The sequence below is a fragment of the Erythrobacter sp. genome (assembly GCF_024305245.1).
In the GTDB taxonomy this organism is placed as follows: Bacteria; Pseudomonadota; Alphaproteobacteria; order Sphingomonadales; family Sphingomonadaceae; genus Erythrobacter.
The window spans coordinates 551,770-569,787 of the sequence record NZ_JAMWYX010000001.1 but is presented as its reverse complement, the minus strand read 5'-3'; the positions used below and the strand labels follow the sequence as shown (position 1 = coordinate 569,787).

Annotated in this window: 17 protein-coding genes, 2 tRNA genes and 1 other RNA gene; 10 read left to right on the top strand and 10 right to left on the bottom strand. The window is 62.4% G+C overall.

Annotated features, from left to right (window positions below):
- Window positions 1-39 precede the first annotated feature (39 nt).
- Complete coding sequence (locus Q0L48_RS02835; RefSeq protein ID WP_296716951.1) at window positions 40-1,482, top strand: GMC oxidoreductase; 1,443 nt, start codon at window positions 40-42, stop codon at window positions 1,480-1,482.
- An 11-nt stretch (window positions 1,483-1,493) separates the two neighbouring features.
- A complete protein-coding gene (locus tag Q0L48_RS02830; RefSeq protein WP_296716948.1) occupies window positions 1,494-1,922 on the top strand; it encodes a hypothetical protein in 429 nt (142 codons plus the stop codon).
- A 50-nt stretch (window positions 1,923-1,972) separates the two neighbouring features.
- On the opposite strand, the gene Q0L48_RS02825 is transcribed toward Q0L48_RS02830, so the two are convergent.
- From Q0L48_RS02825 to Q0L48_RS02815, 3 genes are all read right to left on the bottom strand, one after another.
- Window positions 1,973-3,154: an acyltransferase gene (locus Q0L48_RS02825; protein ID WP_296716945.1), complete on the bottom strand. Its 1,182-nt coding sequence runs from the start codon at window positions 3,152-3,154 to the stop codon at window positions 1,973-1,975.
- Window positions 3,155-3,471: 317 nt separating this feature from the next.
- Window positions 3,472-4,437: a glycosyltransferase family 2 protein gene (locus Q0L48_RS02820; protein WP_296716943.1), complete on the bottom strand. Its 966-nt coding sequence runs from the start codon at window positions 4,435-4,437 to the stop codon at window positions 3,472-3,474.
- Between the two features lie 869 nt (window positions 4,438-5,306).
- Window positions 5,307-6,278 carry a hypothetical protein gene (locus Q0L48_RS02815; protein ID WP_296716940.1) on the bottom strand — a complete coding sequence of 324 codons (972 nt, stop codon included), beginning with the start codon at window positions 6,276-6,278 and terminating at the stop codon, window positions 5,307-5,309.
- 259 nt (window positions 6,279-6,537) lie between these two features.
- On the opposite strand from Q0L48_RS02815, the gene Q0L48_RS02810 reads away from it, so the two are divergent.
- Window positions 6,538-6,933 carry a dihydroneopterin aldolase gene (locus Q0L48_RS02810; RefSeq protein WP_296716938.1) on the top strand — a complete coding sequence of 132 codons (396 nt, stop codon included), beginning with the start codon at window positions 6,538-6,540 and terminating at the stop codon, window positions 6,931-6,933.
- Window positions 6,934-7,019: 86 nt separating this feature from the next.
- On the opposite strand, the gene Q0L48_RS02805 is transcribed toward Q0L48_RS02810, so the two are convergent.
- Together Q0L48_RS02805 and Q0L48_RS02800 are read right to left on the bottom strand one after the other, a co-directional pair.
- Window positions 7,020-7,550: a BLUF domain-containing protein gene (locus Q0L48_RS02805; RefSeq protein ID WP_296716935.1), complete on the bottom strand. Its 531-nt coding sequence runs from the start codon at window positions 7,548-7,550 to the stop codon at window positions 7,020-7,022.
- Between the two features lie 166 nt (window positions 7,551-7,716).
- A tRNA-Pro gene (locus tag Q0L48_RS02800) sits at window positions 7,717-7,793 on the bottom strand.
- Between the two features lie 111 nt (window positions 7,794-7,904).
- Between Q0L48_RS02800 and thyA the strand changes: the two genes are divergently transcribed.
- From thyA to Q0L48_RS02775, 5 genes are all read left to right on the top strand, one after another.
- Window positions 7,905-8,873, top strand: coding sequence for a thymidylate synthase (gene thyA, locus Q0L48_RS02795; RefSeq protein ID WP_296716932.1), 969 nt, complete (start codon window positions 7,905-7,907; stop codon window positions 8,871-8,873).
- A gap of 111 nt (window positions 8,874-8,984) precedes the next feature.
- Window positions 8,985-10,301 carry a 3-methyl-2-oxobutanoate dehydrogenase (2-methylpropanoyl-transferring) subunit alpha gene (locus tag Q0L48_RS02790; protein WP_296716929.1) on the top strand — a complete coding sequence of 439 codons (1,317 nt, stop codon included), beginning with the start codon at window positions 8,985-8,987 and terminating at the stop codon, window positions 10,299-10,301.
- A complete protein-coding gene (locus tag Q0L48_RS02785; RefSeq protein WP_296716927.1) occupies window positions 10,298-11,356 on the top strand; it encodes an alpha-ketoacid dehydrogenase subunit beta in 1,059 nt (352 codons plus the stop codon). Before Q0L48_RS02790 ends, Q0L48_RS02785 begins: the two co-directional genes overlap by 4 nt.
- A 7-nt stretch (window positions 11,357-11,363) precedes the next feature.
- A complete protein-coding gene (locus Q0L48_RS02780) occupies window positions 11,364-12,683 on the top strand; it encodes a dihydrolipoamide acetyltransferase family protein (RefSeq protein ID WP_296716924.1) in 1,320 nt (439 codons plus the stop codon).
- Window positions 12,684-12,802: 119 nt separating this feature from the next.
- Window positions 12,803-12,879: transfer RNA gene (locus tag Q0L48_RS02775), tRNA-Asp, on the top strand.
- A gap of 56 nt (window positions 12,880-12,935) precedes the next feature.
- Here the strand turns inward: Q0L48_RS02775 and Q0L48_RS02770 are convergent.
- The 5 genes from Q0L48_RS02770 to Q0L48_RS02750 form a co-directional block, all read right to left on the bottom strand.
- The gene (locus Q0L48_RS02770) at window positions 12,936-13,187 is read right to left on the bottom strand and encodes a DUF2842 domain-containing protein (protein WP_296716922.1); all 252 of its coding nucleotides are present in this window, start codon (window positions 13,185-13,187) and stop codon (window positions 12,936-12,938) included.
- Entirely contained in the window at window positions 13,187-13,759 is a 573-nt protein-coding gene (locus Q0L48_RS02765; protein ID WP_296716920.1) for a 5-formyltetrahydrofolate cyclo-ligase, read from the bottom strand. Before Q0L48_RS02765 ends, Q0L48_RS02770 begins: the two co-directional genes overlap by 1 nt.
- A gap of 119 nt (window positions 13,760-13,878) precedes the next feature.
- Window positions 13,879-14,052: non-coding RNA, 6S RNA (ssrS, locus tag Q0L48_RS02760), on the bottom strand.
- An 11-nt stretch (window positions 14,053-14,063) separates the two neighbouring features.
- A complete protein-coding gene (locus tag Q0L48_RS02755; protein ID WP_296716917.1) occupies window positions 14,064-14,501 on the bottom strand; it encodes a cell division protein ZapA in 438 nt (145 codons plus the stop codon).
- Between the two features lie 6 nt (window positions 14,502-14,507).
- Entirely contained in the window at window positions 14,508-14,723 is a 216-nt protein-coding gene (locus Q0L48_RS02750) for a hypothetical protein (protein ID WP_296716915.1), read from the bottom strand.
- A gap of 235 nt (window positions 14,724-14,958) precedes the next feature.
- Here Q0L48_RS02750 and tkt point away from each other — a divergent pair, with 235 nt between their 5' ends.
- The gene (gene tkt, locus Q0L48_RS02745; protein WP_296716913.1) at window positions 14,959-16,935 is read left to right on the top strand and encodes a transketolase; all 1,977 of its coding nucleotides are present in this window, start codon (window positions 14,959-14,961) and stop codon (window positions 16,933-16,935) included.
- A 15-nt stretch (window positions 16,936-16,950) separates the two neighbouring features.
- Window positions 16,951-17,958 (top strand): type I glyceraldehyde-3-phosphate dehydrogenase, encoded by a 1,008-nt coding sequence (gene gap / locus Q0L48_RS02740; RefSeq protein ID WP_296716911.1) that lies wholly within the window; start codon window positions 16,951-16,953, stop codon window positions 17,956-17,958.
- Window positions 17,959-18,018 lie beyond the last annotated feature (60 nt).

Genomic DNA, 18,018 nt, shown 5'->3' with positions numbered 1-18,018 from the left:
GCGGCATCGCACTGAGAGAACGGGAGAGCCCACTTATTTATGCGTCAGTTCGTCGACATCGCGCGCCTGCCCGACACTGCCTACGATCTCGTGATCATCGGGTCGGGCTTCGGCTCGTCCTTCTATCTTCACCGCCTGCTCGAACGAAAGGCGCCCGCGCGTATCCTCGTGCTCGAGTGGGGCCAGCATCGTTTGCACGACCGGCAAATCGCAGATAATCGCCACAGTGACATTGCACCGCAGGAGACCTTCCGGACGGCCTCGGACAAGGTCTGGAACTTTACCATCGGCCTTGGTGGCGGGACGAATTGCTGGTTCGCCCAGACCCCCCGATTTCACCCGAGCGACTTCCGCCTGCGCTCTCTTTACGGTGTGGGGGCAGACTGGCCGATCGATTACGACGAACTCGAGCCGTATTACGGCCAGGCCGAGGCGATCATGGCCATATCGGGCGACGAGCGGATGGCCGCAGTGCTGCCCCGGTCGTCTCCCTTCCCGCAGCCCCCGCACCGCATGAGCGCCCCCGACCGATTGATGGCGGCGGCTCAGCCAGATCGGCACTTCGCCATGCCGACAGCGCGGGCGCGGGTGGCAACCGCGCAGCGTTCGGCCTGCTGCGCGAGCTTTCGTTGCAGCCTGTGCCCGGTCGACGCCAAGTTCACGCTCAACAACGGCCTCTTGCACCTTTTCGATCACCCCTCGGTCGACCTGGCGCTCGGAGCCAAAGTCACCCGCCTTGAAACGCGCGGCGACGCGGTGGTCGGCGCTGTGGTTGAAAGCGATGGAAGCGAGGTGCGCGTGGCGGGCGACCGCTTTGTGCTCGGCGCCAATGCCATTCACAGTCCGGCGATCCTGCACCGTTCGGGAATGGCCGACCCGCTCACCGGCGCCGGGCTGCACGAAACCTTTGGCTGCAATGTGGAGGTGCTGCTCGACGGGGTCGACAATTTCGACGGCAGCACGATTACCACCGGGCTCAACTACGGGCTCTACGACGGCGAGCATCGCCGCGAGGGCGGCGCGGCGCTGGTCTATTTCGACAACCGCTGGACCCATGGCCTGCGGGCCGAGCCCGGTCGAATGCGCCAGAGCCTGCCGCTGATGATCGTCGTCGAGGAGGCGGTCGAGGATAGCAACCGGGTCAGCGTCAATCGTGAGGGCGAGGTGGTCGTGCATTACGGCGGCACTTCCGCCTATGCCGAGCGAGGGCAGGAACGCGCACTGGCAAAGCTACCGGATCTGCTCGCGCCGCTGCCGGTGGAGGATATCGTCCTGCGCTCGCAGCGGCCAACTGAATCCCACCTTCAAGGCACGTTGCGGATGGGCAATGACCCTGCCGCGTCGGTCGTGGATGCGGGCCTCGTGCATCACCGCTGGCGCAACCTTACCGTGGTCGGCACCTCGACCTTTCCGACCTGCGGAATCGCCAATCCTAGCCTTACGGCCGCCGCCCTCTCGCTGCGCGCTGCAAGCCTGGTCTGAAGGATAGCATCATGCCCGAACTGACCCGCCGCCAGACATTCGCCGCGATTGCTGTGTCAGGGGCCGTCATCGTCGGCGGCGGCAGCATTGGCCTGATGCAAGACCACCGCGCCGCGCTCGTGCGCGACATCCTTCGTCGCTCCGTGGGAGATTTCCGTATGGCGGACGACCATTTCGCCGCCTTGCTAGACGAGATAGACCGGCCCTTTGCTCCCTCGCAGCAGCGGCTGGCATTCTACCGCGCCGCTACCGTCGCTGGCCCCGACCCTCTCACGGAATGGGGGCCCCAGCGGATCGGCCGGGAGTTCGAGGAATACGAAAGGCGCGTAGTCACCACCTTCGTGACCCAAACCGACTATCTCTCCGCCGATCCCGTAGCGCAGAACGTGCGCTTCATCGGCGGCGAGGCCTGTGCGAGCCCCTTCGCCCGCTTCACCTGAGTGGTGTTCAGGGCACCGGCCGCAACCGGTCTCATGCGCATGAGATTTGGTTACGGCGCAGGATCAGCGGTCACGGCTTGCGCGCGTGCGCGCTGGGGATAGAACCGGCGCAGCATCGCGTTTAGTCGTCCGACCCACCATTCGTCGAACATGGCTGCGGGATGCGAGATGGCTAAAAGGACGCCCATTGAAACGAAGAACGCCAGCATCACCGAAGATTCGCTGTAACCCAGAACGAGGATAAGACCGCTCGCCACCGAGGCAAAGACCGGAAGGTGTAGGACATAGATGGGAAACGACAGGCGTCCGAGATACGTGCCGAACGAGCCTGCGCCGAAAGAGCTTCCCGACGCCCCTCGGACGCCCAGAAACAACAGGATGGCGCCGGCCCCATGTGCCAGCCAGTCGAGCCGCAACACTTGCCTTCTGCTCCACGGATCGATCAGCAGTTCCTCGGGGAGCGACTTGTAGGTGCTGCCGAGGATGAGGCCGCCGATGATGCAGGCCGCGACGGTGAAGGGACCGATCTTGAAGTCTGGATGTGCGACATACTTCGTCACGAACACCGTGGCGACACAGATCGAGATCAGCGGGTGGACCGTCAGCCCCACCACTCCAAGCGCCAGCGTGATGACAGCGTCCGCGCCAACCTTCCGCCGCGAGCCCAAGAGCATTGCCGCGGCAAGCGCAAAAATGCTGCCGACCAGTTCGTATTTCATCGTCCAGAGCGCCGAATTGTACTGGCTGAGACCGCGCCCGAACAGCAGAATGGAATCGCGGACGCCGCCGAAGACGGACGGCTCTGGCCAATCGTCCCGGATTTTGACTCCGCCGCTGCGTTCGAGCCAGATCGAACCGATCACATCGGCGAGTTGATGATTATACGTCCAGCCCGCCGCGAACAGCAGCGCTGGCAGGAGCGCACCGATTAGCGTGAGCGGGAACAGGCGCGGGAAGCGCTTTGCCATGGCAATGATCGCGACCCGCGGGTCTGCCTCCCTGACAAGCCTCGTGGTCAGGACGAAGCTGGACAGAACGAAGAATATCGAGACCATGAAGGGGCCGTTGATGAAGGCCAGCAGAAATGGCCTCTCGACCATCACCATCTCGTTGATGGGTGCGGCAGAACTGTGCCCAGCGGCTGGTACGAAGCCGTAAAGGTAGTGGTAGATCACCACGCCGAGAGCAGCCAAGCCCCGCAGTGCCTCCATGTCGGCAAGCTTCTTCGTCACGATCATCTCCATCCCGGAAGATGAACAATTGCCGGATAGGCAAAGGAATGCTCTAACCTGAGTTCCGCACGCCCATGCATCCGGCGTAAAGCGGGCTTTGGCACGGGTCAGGCTGCCATCGTCTCAAGCGAACCAGCACCTAGAGGCTGCGACCTTGCTCAGATCGAGACAACAGACATCTTTGCTGGGCCGGAAATCCCGACCAAACGCTGGCGATCCAACAGAAGACTAGCCAGCCTGCAAGGTTTGGGATCACCACTGATGCGCGCGGCAGCCCGGCTGCATGAGGCCTACCCCTGCACGGATCGATCCTCCACTCAGGACTTTGTAACGGGCTCAGCGCCGCATTGATCACTCAGACTGGCCAAATCAATCAAGGCACTCGGCGCCAGTCCTTCGGCAAGGTTGTCGCGCAGACCCGCTAGGAAGCCCCGGTGCCACGCCTCGTTCCAGCGCGCCTCGGCGCTTCCCAGCAGGCCGGCAGTGCCAAAACGGGCGAGAAGAAGCCGCCTCTTCAACACCTCGAGTAAACCGCTGGCAAGGGCCCCCTCCTTGGTCGCGCAGCCGCGGCCGTGGCGAAAGGCGCGCGCAAGGATGAATTCCTCCGTCGTCTGCGTCGGACGCACAATGTGCTTGACGCTGGGCGCCGCCGTGAACCAGCACCGCGCCTTCGCCTCACGCGCAACGCGCACGCAAAATTCGGTTTCGCTACCCATCGCGTAGAAGGGGTCCGAGCTCTTCGGCCCGATCGCTTCGTTGAAACGGAACCCCGCACGCAGGATATGGCCCGCTACCCCCATGTTCGGACCGAAGATCGCGCCCGGCGGAATTTCTCCTTCGCCACGCTGGTTGCAAGCGTAAATCTCAGCGTACCATTTCGCATAGCGCTGCGGAACCGTGACATCGACTTCTTCGAAGCAGGGAAGGACGGTTCCGCCGAACAGACCGTAAGCCTTGCTCGGCGCGAGCGCCTTGCGCCAGGAAGCGAGAAAGCGGCTGTCAGGCACCGCATCATCGTCGGTGAAGATGTAGTCGCAATTCGGGTTGTCGATAGTGGCAAGTCCGCGGTTCAAGGCGGCGTTCTTGCCTGGACGCGGTTCCGTTATGACAACGAGTGGCAACTTGGAGCGGAAACGTTCGAGAACGGCAGGCGTCGCGTCGGTGCTGGCATTGTCGATGACCAGCAAGGCCCAGCGGAAATCGACACCTTGTTGGCATTCGTAGCCGGCAAGCACACGTTCGATCCAGCCCGCCCCGTTGTGGGTTGCGAGGATGACGACCACCCGTGCCGCCTCGATCACTGCACGAGACTGGGAGTCCGCGCCCGATTGGGCGGCCGTGGGATGACCCGTCATCATAAACATCCCACCAGATTGTGGGGCTGGCGACTTGCCTTCACGGAGGTGTAAACATTGCACTTTTGCAGAACCACAGCCATGTCGAGCGCAGCGCTGCATACTGCGTCGCACAGGCCCCTTGGTCCGAACGGCCGCTTTGTATCACGTCGTCGGTAGCGGGAACCGCCACTAGCAGCGCATGCGAGAGCCCGGGTTCGAAGTTGCGCGCGCCCCGCAGGGCCGAGATCGTCCAGATTTTTGAAGGCCAGCAACCGTCCGTCGCCCTCGCTGGGGGCGAGCGCCGTAGTCGCGATCAAATCGTGTGAGTTATCGTCCATTACCACCCCCTCGGCAATCTCGAGCTGCGCCAGCGCTGAGCACACATAGCCCGGACCCGCCGCATTGCGTTCATCACCGCAATGACGACGCAGATTTACTCCACCCGTCCACTCGAATTGCCCCAACAATGCGCCGGTGGACAGCTTGCGATATCTTAGGCGGGCCGCGAATAATGTAATCTAACCTAAGCGAAATTTCTCGTCCGGCCTCGCAATTCGCTGTTCAGGCTCGACGCGCTCCGCGGAACCTTTTCATCAGGGCAACGGCAGCAATCGGCGTAAGGACGAGTTGTCCGCCGCCTAAGCGGTGCGCTCCCGCTCAATCCTGGTCAATGTCGACTGTACCCGACACTTAGCAAGCCATGATAGAGAGGCTGACGCGTCACTCTTGTGCCAACATAGGGCCGTATTGCGCTACGTGTCCAAAAGCAGCCATTCACGCCCGCCATCATGGCGATCGTCATGTGGCAGCCCGCCTCAGGCGCGCGCCAGTATCAAGCTCCATGTCGTACAAAGGTCTTCGGCAGTTTTGTTGCGGAACCGTTGGGGCAGTTTTTGCGGCTCGATTTTGGCCATTGCGTCTTTCGCAATGTGGACCTGAGTGTTGAGCAATTTAAAACCGGTCTCCGTGAGCAGGCATATGTAATCCGAGTGCCGTAAGCGGTTGGTATAATCCTGCGGATTTATGCACTGCATATCCCATGCGAAGTCAGAATAACTCAAGAAATCAACCGTCGAGAGGCCTTCGTCGTATGATCGCCGGTGATCGCTGTTGTCGATCCCGTTACAGAACACCCCCCCTTTTCCGAGCCGGGTACGAACCAGTGCGAAAACTTCGGTGAGGGCTTCCGGCGGAATGTGTTCAAGCACGGTATGAGTGTAGGCGATGTCGATTTCGCCCTTCAGGGTTTCGCCGTTCAGCGGAACAACGTAGCGTAGGCCAAGAGCTTCAAGCATCGAACTCAGACGTCCTGACATTGGAACGTCAAGCACTTCGGAAACCCTGGCCTCGTCGACATCCAATTCTCTTGCGAGCCGGCTGGTTCGCTTGCGCAGGAATGCGACCGCCGCCTGCACCGAACGTGGGTGCAATAGTCTGTGCTGGTCCGACAATACAACTTCACGGGCTCCGGCGATCCGGTAGATCAGGGGAGCAACCGGTATCCAGCCGCTGCCGATTTCGAGCACCCTGGCGCCTTCGATCCGCCCGCCAGCCTGTCTGATCATCGAAACTTGTTCAAAGATACCGTCTAGCACAAGTTCATGATGTCGGCCGGGGACGGGAGGCTTTATCGAATGCTTCAGCCTTCTCAGCTTCGCCTGAAAAGGGACGCAGGCCTTCAGGGAATTGGCCGCGATGCGGATTTGCCATTTAAGCATTTGATGTTGAGCCCCGGTTTGGAATACTTTCAGGCTCTGACCATCAAACCGATACACGCGCTGCGCCAAAACCCAAGTTCCCTAATTGGATTGCATTGGTGAGGGTCCGAGGATCATTTGGACGAGAAAGCCGGAAATCTCTAAGACGGGAGGGTGCCGCCGTTCGGAAGCCGCCGTTCCGGAAACCACCCTTTATCGGACATCGCGAAGGCAACTTCGCGCGACGGAAAGCTGTCATTGCAGACATCTCATTGTATGACGCGCCACGTTTAAATCTCTTGCCTTCGTGCGGCGAGTTTCTTGCCCGGACGAACAGAAAGCTGAATTAATGACCCGCCAAGCCCGGATTGAACTGCGCGATCTCCATCTTCCGGCATCGATCGGAACCTACGGGCCGGATGATGTGGTGCCTGATCACCACGTTCTGGATTTCGATCTGACGATCTCGCCTGAACTGGTTCAGGTTGCGTCGGACGACATGGCCCATGTGTTCGATTACGATCCCTTGATCGCACGGATCGCGGTGATCGCTCGGAGCCGGAAATTCGAAACGCAGGAATACCTGATGACGCTGATCGCACAGGCTTGCGCGGCTTACAGCCAGATCGTCGCTGTGGAGATTTGCCTCAGGAAATCGCCGGTGCTGGCTGGCACAGGCTCGCTGGGGGTTCGGTTGATGCTTGGGGATGAGGATCTGGCCGCGATGCGACGTCTTCAGCGCTGACTAGTCATCCAGCGAGTCTTGCGCCGCAATCAAGCTGGCAGATCGAACAGGACAGCACGGTTCGGAACTGGCCACCGTCCGCCCGATCAATTGCGTCCGAGCGAAGCCAGCGGCTCTGTATCGAGGTGCTGGAGAATGCGCTTTAGTGCCGCCACGTTCTTTTCGTCTTCGGCGCAGTCGAGCGCATCGTGCAGCACCGTGCGGATATCGTCAGCTTCGACCAACTCCATTTCCCAGCCCGGGTACAGACGTTCACGCTTTTCGACGCTCAGATCCAGCGCGACGACATCATTGTGTCGCGTATCGCCATGCAGGCTCGCGATCAGTTTTTCGACCTCGGCGGGCGGCCCCTCGATCCATTGAAAGAAGACACCGCTGCCGAAAACCAGCACCCCGGTGATGCCGCGGGCGACATTGCGGCGTTGAGAAAACTCGACGATGCGCGCAACCTCGACATCATCGATGCCCTCGGCGGCCCGGCTACAGTAAACGAAAGTCTGGAGCGTGATTTCAGCGAATTCCCAGTCGGGTGCGCTGGGAAAGCCGGGTTCGTCGAACATAGGTGAGCTCGCTTTGTTGATCCCGGGCACGGGCGGCCTCAGGTTGATCGGCAACAAGTTAGGCCATCTGCCTTGATTTTGTAAGCGAAGGCTGCAGCGGCATGCGATTTAGATCGCTGACCCGTGCGAGCGGCCGTTAGCGCGTAAACCGATTCCCGACCGATTTCCTCATATGGAGGAAAGTGCAGGACTTCAGTGACTTAAGGCTTGAAAATGCCGAAATTGGTCGGGGAGAGAGGATTCGAACCTCCGGCCCCTGCCTCCCGAAGACAGTGCTCTACCAGGCTGAGCTACTCCCCGACCGTGTCGGTCCCGCGTGAAAAAACGCCACGCGGGTCGAGGCAAGGCGCGCCCTATAGGTGTGGATGAGCATAGTGGCAAGCGGGCAATTGCACTCGTATAGTCGCTTTCATGGCCAGCGCAGCGATTCCCGTTTCCGACCCCGCCGTTCCCCATCCGGAGCAGCAATATCTCGATCTGATGCGCGCGGTGTGGGAGACCGGGAGCGAGCGGATTGATCGCACCGGTGTGGGCACGCGCTCTGTGTGCGGGGCGATGCTGCGATTCGATCTGGCGGATGGCGCAATGCCGCTACTCACCACCAAGCGGGTCTACTGGAAGACCGCCACACGCGAATTGCTGTGGTTCCTGACCGGTTCCACCAATATCCGCCCGCTGGTGCTGCAGGGCGTCAAGATCTGGAACGAATGGCCGCACGTGCATTACGTCCGCGAAACCGGGGACGACATCAGCCTCGACGAGTTCGTTGGCCGCATCGCCGAAAGCGAGGCTTTCGCTGCCGCTTGGGGTGAGCTTGGGCCAGTTTACGGCAAGCAATGGGTCGATTGGCCGACTTACCGGTATCGCGCCGATGGACTTTACGAGAAGGGCGAGGGCATCAATCAGATCGCAGCCGTGATCGAAAGCCTGCGCGCCAGCCCGGGCAGCCGCCGCCATATCATTGAAGGCTGGAATGTCGCCGAGCTTGACCGGATGGCGCTTCCGCCGTGCCACAAGACCTACCAGTTCCATGTCGCGGGGGAGGGAGAGAGCGCACGGCTCAACTGCCTGCTATATCAGCGCAGCTGCGATATCGCGCTCGGCTTGCCGTTCAACCTGTGGTCGGCGGCGCTGCTTTCCCGCATGATCGCGCAGCAGACGGGCATGCAGCCGGGCGAACTGGTGTGGATGGGCGGGGACGTGCACCTCTACCTCAACCACGCCCATCTGATCGCGGAGCAGCTCGGCCGCGCGCCGCAGGGTCATCCGAGACTGGAGATCACCCGCACCCCCGAAACAATATTCGATTACCGCATCGATGATTTCGTGGTGCATGATTACGCGCCGCTGCCTCCGATCAAGGCGCCTGTTGCGGTGTGATCGCCGCAGAGCGCGATGCTTGACCGCGCGCCTGCGTTGAAATAAAAATACGCGATCAAGCAATGATTGCACTACCGTTGACGGGTGCGAAGCAGTTGGGAGAGCGCTGCAATGGCCGGACCGGTCGATCCTGAAAAACAGCCTGCCCCTGCGCCGGACGGCAATCGTCCGTCGTTGTCACTGCATGTTCCCGAACCGAAATACCGGCCCGGCGACACCGTCGATTTCTCCGATATCGACATCGGCACACCCGGCGGTCAGCCACGTCCCGATGAAAGCGCGCATCCTTCGCAGATGGGCGAGCTGGCCTATAGTCTGATCCGGGTGCTGGGCGATGACAATCAGGCGCACGGGCCCTGGAACCCGCGGCTGGACCCCGAAACCCTGCGCCAGATGCTCGGCCACATGGCGATGGTGCGGGCATTCGACGAACGCATGTTTCGCGGGCAGCGGCAGGGCAAAACCAGCTTCTACATGAAATGCACCGGCGAGGAGGCGACCTCGATCGCGCCCGCGATGGCGCTGGCGAGCGACGACATGGTGTTCCCGTCCTACCGTCAACAGGGCATCCTCATTGCGCGCGGGTACCCGCTGATCGAGATGATCAACCAGATATATTCGAACAAGGCCGACAAGCTGAAGGGCCGCCAGCTGCCGATCATGTATTCCAGCCGCGAGCACGGGTTTTTCAGCATCTCCGGCAACCTCGCCACGCAGACCCCGCAGGCAGTGGGCTGGGCGATGGCGAGCGCGATCAAGGGCGACAGCCGGATTGCTGCGACATGGGTTGGCGAAGGGAGCACGGCAGAGGGCGATTTCCACAGCGCCTGCACCTTTGCGGCGGTGTATAATGCACCGGTTATCCTCAATATTATCAACAACCAGTGGGCGATCAGCAGCTTCAGCGGTTTTGCCGGTGCCGAACGCACCACCTTCGCCGCGCGCGGGCTGGGCTATGGCATCGCCGCGCTGCGGGTCGACGGCAATGATGCGCTCGCCTGCTTTGCCGCCGCGCAGTGGGCCGCCAACCGCGCGCGCGCCAATCAGGGGCCGACGCTGATCGAATATTTTACGTACCGGGCGGAAGGACACTCAACCTCGGACGACCCGAGCGGCTACCGCAGCGCGCAGGAGCGCGAGGAATGGCCGCTGGGCGATCCGGTGACGCGGCTCAAGGCGCACCTCATCGACATCGGCGAATGGGACGAGGAACGCCACGCCGCGATGGATCTGGAATGTGCCGAACTGGTCAAGGCCACCACCAAGGAAGCCGAAAAGAACGGCATCCTCGGCCACGGGTTGCACCACCCGTTCCACACCATGTTCGAGGATGTGTACGAGGAGCTGCCCTGGCACCTTGAAGAACAGGCCGATCAGGCAATCCGCGAACGCATCGCCAAGTTCGGTACCGAAAGGCCCTTCGGATGAGCGAAGATACCCAAACCGTGGCGAACGCGGAAACCGCTCCCGAACGCCGCCTCAACATGATCGAGGCGATCAACGAAGCGCTCGACATCATGCTGGCGCGCGATCCCGACGTGATCATCATGGGCGAGGACGTGGGCTATTTCGGCGGGGTGTTCCGCGCCACTGCTGGCCTGCAGGCGAAACACGGCAAAACCCGCGTGTTCGACACCCCGATTTCAGAATGCGGGATCATCGGCGTGGCGGTGGGAATGGGCGCTTACGGCTTGCGCCCCGTACCGGAAATCCAGTTCGCCGATTACATCTACCCCGGTCTCGACCAGCTCATCAGCGAGGCTGCGCGGCTGCGTTACCGTTCGGCCGGAGATTTCATCGCGCCGATGACCGTGCGTTCGCCCTTCGGCGGGGGTATCTTCGGCGGGCAGACCCACAGCCAGAGCCCCGAGGCAATCTTCACCCATGTTTCGGGCCTGAAGACCGTCATCCCCGCGACCCCCTATGATGCCAAGGGCCTGCTGATCGCGGCGATCGAGGATAATGACCCGGTCATCTTCTTCGAGCCCAAGCGCATCTATAATGGCCCGTTCTCGGGCTTCTACGACAAGCCGGTCGAGCCGTGGAAGAAGCACGCCGACAGCGTGGTGCCCGAAGGATATTACCGCATCCCGCTGGGCAAGGCACGTATCGTGCGCACGGGCGAGGCGATGACGATCCTGACCTATGGCACGATGGTCCACGTCGCCGAAGCAGTGGCCCGCGAAAAGGGCGTCGACGCCGAAATCATCGACCTGCGCACACTGGTTCCGCTCGACATCGAAGCGATCGAAGCGTCGGTGGAAAAGACCGGGCGTTGCATGATCGTGCACGAGGCGACCCGCACTTCGGGCTTCGGCGCAGAGCTTTCCGCGCTCGTCACGGAACGCTGTTTCTATCACCTCGAAGCCCCGGTCGAACGCGTCACCGGCTTCGATACGCCCTATCCCCACAGCCTCGAATGGGCCTATTTCCCGGGCCCGGTCCGCATCGGCGATGCCATCGACAAGCTTCTCAAGGACTGAACGCACCATGGCGAAGTTCATTTTCAAGATGCCCGACGTGGGCGAAGGCGTGGCCGAGGCGGAAGTCGTCGAATGGCACGTGAAGGTCGGTGACCGGGTCGAGGAAGACCAGCACCTTGTCGACGTGATGACCGACAAGGCGACGATCGACATCGAAAGCCCGGTGGCGGGCACCGTGGTCGAAGTCGCGGGCGAGGTCGGCGATGTAATCGCGATCGGTTCGATGCTGCTGGTGATCGAAGTTGCCCAGGAAGAGGGGGGCGAAGCTTCGGAGGAGCAGGCCGAGGCTGCTGCCGAGCAGATCGAAGACGATATGTCGGATGCCGAAGGGGCGGACGATAAGGAGCCCGAGCCTGCCACCGTTCTTCCTGAGCCTGCCGAAGGGTCTTCCTCCACTCCGGCTGAGGCCGAGCAAGAGAAAGGCAGGGCTTCGACAAGCTCGGCACGAACGGATCACAAGGTCCTCGCCAGCCCCGCCGTGCGTCAGCGCGCGCGCGATCTCGGGATTGATCTGGCCGAGGTGAAGCCAGCCGAGGATGGCCGCGTGCGCCATGGCGATCTGGACGCTTTCCTCGCCTACAACGCCGGCAGCGGGTTTGGCGCTGCGGGCAAGGCGCGCAGCGACGAGACAATCAAGGTCATCGGCCTGCGCAAACGCATCGCCCAGAACATGGCTGCAGCCAAGCGTCACATCCCGCACTTCACCTATGTCGAGGAATGCGATGTCACCGCGCTTGAAGAACTGCGCGCCGATCTCAACTCTGGACGAGGCGACAAGCCCAAGCTGACCATGCTGCCGCTGCTGATCCGCGCGATCTGCAAGGCGGTGCCCGACTATCCGATGATCAACGCGCGCTATGATGACGAGGCGGGCGTGGTGACGCGCTATGGCAGCGTGCATCTCGGCATGGCCGCACAGACCGACGCGGGCTTGATGGTGCCGGTGATTCGTGATGCGCAAAGCCGCAACCTGTGGCAATTGGCGCGCGAGATCGTGCGTCTGGCGGAAGCCGCGCGCAGCGGCAAGGCGACGTCGGAGGAGCTTTCGGGCTCGACCCTCACCATCACCTCGCTCGGGCCGCTTGGCGGGGTGGCGACCACGCCGGTCATCAACCGGCCCGAAGTTGCGATCATCGGCCCCAATCGCATTGTCGAACGTCCGATGTTCGTTTCCGACGGCATGGGAGGCGAGCGAATCGCCAAGCGCAAGCTGATGAACATCTCGATTTCATGCGATCACCGCGTCGTCGACGGGCATAATGCAGCCAGCTTTGTGCAGGGGATCAAGCGCCTGATCGAAACGCCGGCATTGTTGCTGGTGGATTGATGAAAAATTCGCGTCGGGGCAGGTGACGAGGGCGTTGACAGCCTTCGAAGCCAGCCCTAATGGCGCTGCTCCAACGAACGGAACGGCATCGCCGGAACGCTCTTCGGACGAGGAAATACGCGGGTGTAGCTCAGTTGGTTAGAGCGCCGGCCTGTCACGCCGGAGGTCGCGGGTTCAAGTCCCGTCACTCGCGCCACTTCCCCTCAGCGGGAATGGCCATCGACAGATCCAATCAGGAAAACGGGGCGGGCGTCAGTCCGCCTTTTTCGTTGGTGCGGCCGTTACAGGCGGGCTCCAGCTGCCGGTCTCCATCCAGATCAGGAAGCGCCGCAAGGGCAGCAGCCAGACGAGGCCCAGCACCACGTAAACAACCGTCTGCGCCCAGCCGGGCCAGTTGCCGATCAGGCCGGGTGCATAGCGGGCGATGACCGCGCCATAGATCATCAGTCCGACGAACAGACCAAAGATGCCGAGAGGGATTCGCCAGGTCGGGGTTTCGCGCATCAGTTGAATCCATAAATCCGCGTGGGAGTGACGACCGCGTCGAGCGGCACGTCATGGGGTTCGGTAGGCAAGCCGGCACAAAGCTGCACGTCCCACGCGAGCCCAATGGTCATGCGCCCGGGATGTTCCGCCAGCCAGCGATCATAATGCCCCCCGCCTTGTCCCAGCCGCTCGCAATCGTCGGTAAAGCCGAGCAGCGGCACGAACAGGATATCGGGCACGATCACATCTGCCGCGGCGCCGGGTTGCTGGATGCCGAACGGGCCGGGTTCGCAATCGGTTTCGCCGTAAGGATCGGTGTGATGGGCCAGAATCATCGGCGCATCGCGCGAAGCGAAGCGGGGAAGGGCGATGGTGTGCCCGGCTTCATGGAAGAACCGCGCATAGCCGCGGGCGGGGGCTTCGTCAGGGGCGGCATGATACAGCCCAATGGTAGCGCCCGGAGCGATCCGGGCGGCAAGCGGCGCGGGCGGACGATGGAACAGCAGCGCGCGGATCGCATCAGGCTGCGCGGCAACATGCGCCCGCCGCGCGGCGCGAAGGGTACGGCGAAGTTCGGATTTGGTGGCCAAGCGCTTTTACAACCTTAGTTCAAAGCGGAGGAACGACCCGAAGGGCCGCAAGCCCGACCGGGCGCCCGCAGCGATGCGGCCTTCAGGCCGCGTGAGCGAGGAACTTAAAGAAAAAACGTGACGGGACCACCATGGGTCGTTTGCGCTAGAAATCCTCTGACGCGTTTTACGTCAGGTGGGCGCCATATGCCCAAGCTTTCCGGACGAACCAGCAAGCAAGGACAGGGACAGCTCCCATTTGGATTACTTATAGCCTCAGGGATATTCAATCGGCTCGTGCCGGGCAGTCCCGTCAAGGCCTTATCTAGGCGCTCTGAGCGATCGCTTCAAGCGCCGCGGCGTTGGCCTCTGCTCGTTCTGCAAGCGCTTCCAGCCTTTCAGCCAACGCGGTGCTCGCCTCGGCATTGCCGAAGGGCGCGGGTTGCGGCGCAGCAGGCTGGGCCGGCACCTTGCGCAATTCGGCGATTTCGCCTTCGAGCCTCGCGATTTCGGCTTGCAAAGCGGGCGCTTCATCGCCTGATTTTGTGGCGCCGGGCGCGCGTTTTCTCGCCTCGGCCAATTCGTCGGCCAGGAAGAGCGCGGCAAACAGCAGGTTCTGCGCTTCCAGCGGCGCACGCGCCGATCCGATCAGCGCGTATTTCTCCGCAATCATCGCACCGAGCGCCGCGATATGCGCTTCCTCCCCATCGGCGCAGGCCACCGGATAGTTTTTGGGGCCGATGGAGATCGTCACCGTGCTCATGATGGGCTATTCTTCCAGCTTGCCAAGCAGATCATCAAGTTCGCTCAGGCTTTCAGCGACTTGTTCTCGCAACTTTTCATGGCGGTTGACCAGTTCGATGACCCGCTTGGAGCCTGCTGCCTGCTGACCGCCGTCGTCCAGCGCCGCCTCGCGCGCCGCGGCAATGCACTGCATCGCGGCTTCTATGCGCTGCACGGCGTTCTCGATGCGGTTGGCTACCATCGGCGTAAAATACCAAGATAGGCATGTTCACGCAAAGCCTTGGCGAGACCTGTTGATAAGTCGTCGGGATTGCCGCATCGCACCGTATCGCACGCAAGGTTGACCTCATCGGATGGCTCGGCAATGGCACAGCCCGCAACCGAGGGATCGAATCGCCTGCCCGCCGCGCGGCGTGGTCGGCACGCTTTCGGGGCTGACAGGCAGCCCCGAGGCACCACAGGAGACACGCGCGCCCATGACGATCGAACCCGCCCGCCTGCCGCTGATGGCAAACGCGATCCGCGCCCTGTCGATGGACGCGGTCGAAGCGGCCAATTCGGGCCATCCGGGAATGCCGATGGGCATGGCCGACGTGGCGACAGTGCTGTGGACGCGCCACCTGAAGTTCGATCCGAATGCGCCGTTCTGGGCCGATCGCGATCGCTTCGTGCTGTCCGCCGGTCACGGATCGATGCTGATCTACGCGCTGCTTCACCTGACCGGTTACGAGCGCCCGACGATCGAGGATATCCGCAACTTCCGCCAGATCAGCAGCCCGTGCGCGGGCCACCCGGAAAACTTCCTGCTCGACGGGGTGGAATGCACCACTGGCCCGCTGGGTCAGGGCGTTGCGATGGCGGTCGGCATGGCGATGGCTGAACGGCACCTCAACGCGGTGTTCGGTGATGATCTGGTCGATCACCGCACCTGGGTGATCGCAGGCGACGGCTGCCTGATGGAGGGCATCAACCACGAAGCGATCGGGTTGGCAGGCCACCTCGGCCTCGGCCACCTGAACGTGCTGTGGGACGATAACCGCATCACCATCGACGGCGCGACCGACCTTTCCACCAGCGAAGACGTCAAGGCGCGCTACACCGCGACCGGTTGGCACGTCACGGAATGCGACGGGCATGATTTCGATGATATCGAGCGTGCGCTGCAGGAAGCCAAGGCCGATCCGCGGCCTTCTCTGGTCGCCTGCCGCACCGTGATCGGCAAAGGCGCGCCCAACAAGCAGGGCACCAGCGCCACTCACGGATCGCCGCTTGGCGCAGGCGAAGTTGCCGCCGCCCGCGAAACGCTGGGCTGGGAGGCCGCGCCGTTCGAGATCCCTTCCGAGATTCTCGCCGATTGGCACATGGCCGGCGAACCGGGCCGCGCGGCGCACGGCGCGTGGGCAGGGCGGCTCGCAGCTTCGGACCACAAGGCTGATTTCGAACGCCGCATGGCAGGCGATCTGCCGGAAGGCTTCAGCCTTGAAAGCCACATCGCCGGCCTGATCGGCGCACCGCAGAAAATCGCCACCCGCAAGGCATCGGAAATCGCGCTCGCCGCCATCAATCCGGCGCTGCCCGACACCATCGGCGGCAGCGCCGACCTGACCGGATCGAACAACACGCTGGCAGGCGGTATCGGCACTTTCAAGCGGGACAATTACGCGGGCCGATATGTCTATTATGGCATCCGCGAATTCGGCATGGCGGCGGCCATGAACGGGATGGCGCTGCACGGCGGGGTGATCCCCTATGGCGGCACCTTCCTGGTGTTCACCGACTATGCGCGCGGTGCGATCCGGCTTTCGGCGCTCCAGCGTGCGCGGGTCATCTATGTGATGACGCATGACAGCATCGGGCTGGGCGAGGATGGTCCGACGCACCAGCCGATCGAGCACATCGCTTCGCTGCGGGCGATGCCGAACCTGCTGGTGATGCGCCCCGCAGACGCGGTCGAGACTGCCGAATGCTGGGAAATCGCGTTGCAGCAGCAGGATCGCCCAACGGTGTTGGCGCTGACCCGCCAGAACCTGCCGCAATTGCGGTTGGAAGCGGGCGAGAACCTGTCGGCCAAGGGTGGATACCGGATCAAATCTGCGGAAGGCGCGCGCAAGGTCGTGATCCTCGCCACCGGATCGGAAGTCGCGCTCGCCTATGATTGCGCCGCGCAGCTCGAAGCGGCTGGCGTGGGCGTCGATGTCGTGTCGATGGTGTGCAGCGAGTTGTTCGACGAACAGCCCGATGCCTACCGCGCCGATGTGCTGCCCGCCGACGCGCTGATCGTCTCGATCGAGGCTGCCAGCACCTTCGGATGGCAGCGTTACACCGGCACCGGCGGGATCAATATCGGGCTGGACCGTTTCGGGGCTTCGGCGCCGGCGGGCGATCTGTTCGCCCATTTCGGCTTCACCGCGGAGGCAATAGTCCCGCAAATCCAAAGCAAATTGAACGCTTAAGCAGGAGTATCTATCATGGCCACCAAGGTTGCCATCAATGGCTTCGGTCGCATCGGCCGGCTTGTCGCGCGCGCGATCCTCGAACGCAGCGACCACGATCTGGAACTGGTCGCGATCAACGATCTGGCAGATGCCAAGGCGAACGCGCTGCTGTTCGCTTTTGATTCCGTCCATGGCCGCTTCGATGGCGAAGTGACTGCCGATGGCGATGCGATCATCGTCAATGGCAAGCGCATCGCGGTGACCAAGGAACGCGATCCCGGCAAGCTGCCGCATGGCGACATGGGCGTGGACATCGTGCTGGAATGCACCGGGTTCTTCCAGTCGGACGAAGCCAGCCGCCCGCATCTTACCGCCGGAGCCAAGCGCGTGCTGATCTCCGCGCCTGCAACCGGCGTGTCCAAGACGATCGTCTACGGTGTGAACCACCAAACGCTGACCGGCGACGATGTGATCATTTCCAACGCCAGCTGCACGACCAATTGCCTCGCGCCGGTGGCCAAGGTGCTGAACGATACCTTCGGGATCGAGCGCGGGTTCATGACCACGATCCATTCCTACACCAATGACCAGCGCATGCTCGATCAGATCCACAGCGATCTGCGCCGTGCCCGCGCCGGTGCGCAGAACATGATCCCGACCACCACCGGCGCCGCGCGCGCGGTCGGGCTGGTGCTGCCCGAACTCAAGGGCAAGCTGGACGGATCGAGCGTGCGCGTGCCGACGCCCAATGTCAGCCTTGTCGATCTGGTGTTCGTGCCGGGGCGCGATACGACCGCAGAAGAAATCAACGCTGCCTTGAAGGCGGCGGCGGATGGCCCGATGAAGGGTGTGCTCGACTTCACCGATCAGCCGCTGGTTTCGAGCGATTTCAACCACTACCCGGCGTCTTCTACCGTCGATTCGCTGGAAACCAGCGTCATGGAAGGCAAGCTTGCCCGCGTGGTCAGCTGGTACGACAACGAATGGGGCTTCTCCAACCGGATGATCGACACCGCCGGGGTTATGGCGAAGTTTCTGTAATGCCTTCTCCCCTCCCGCTTTCGGGAGGGGTCGGGGGTGGGCGCGAGCGACCGCTCCCAC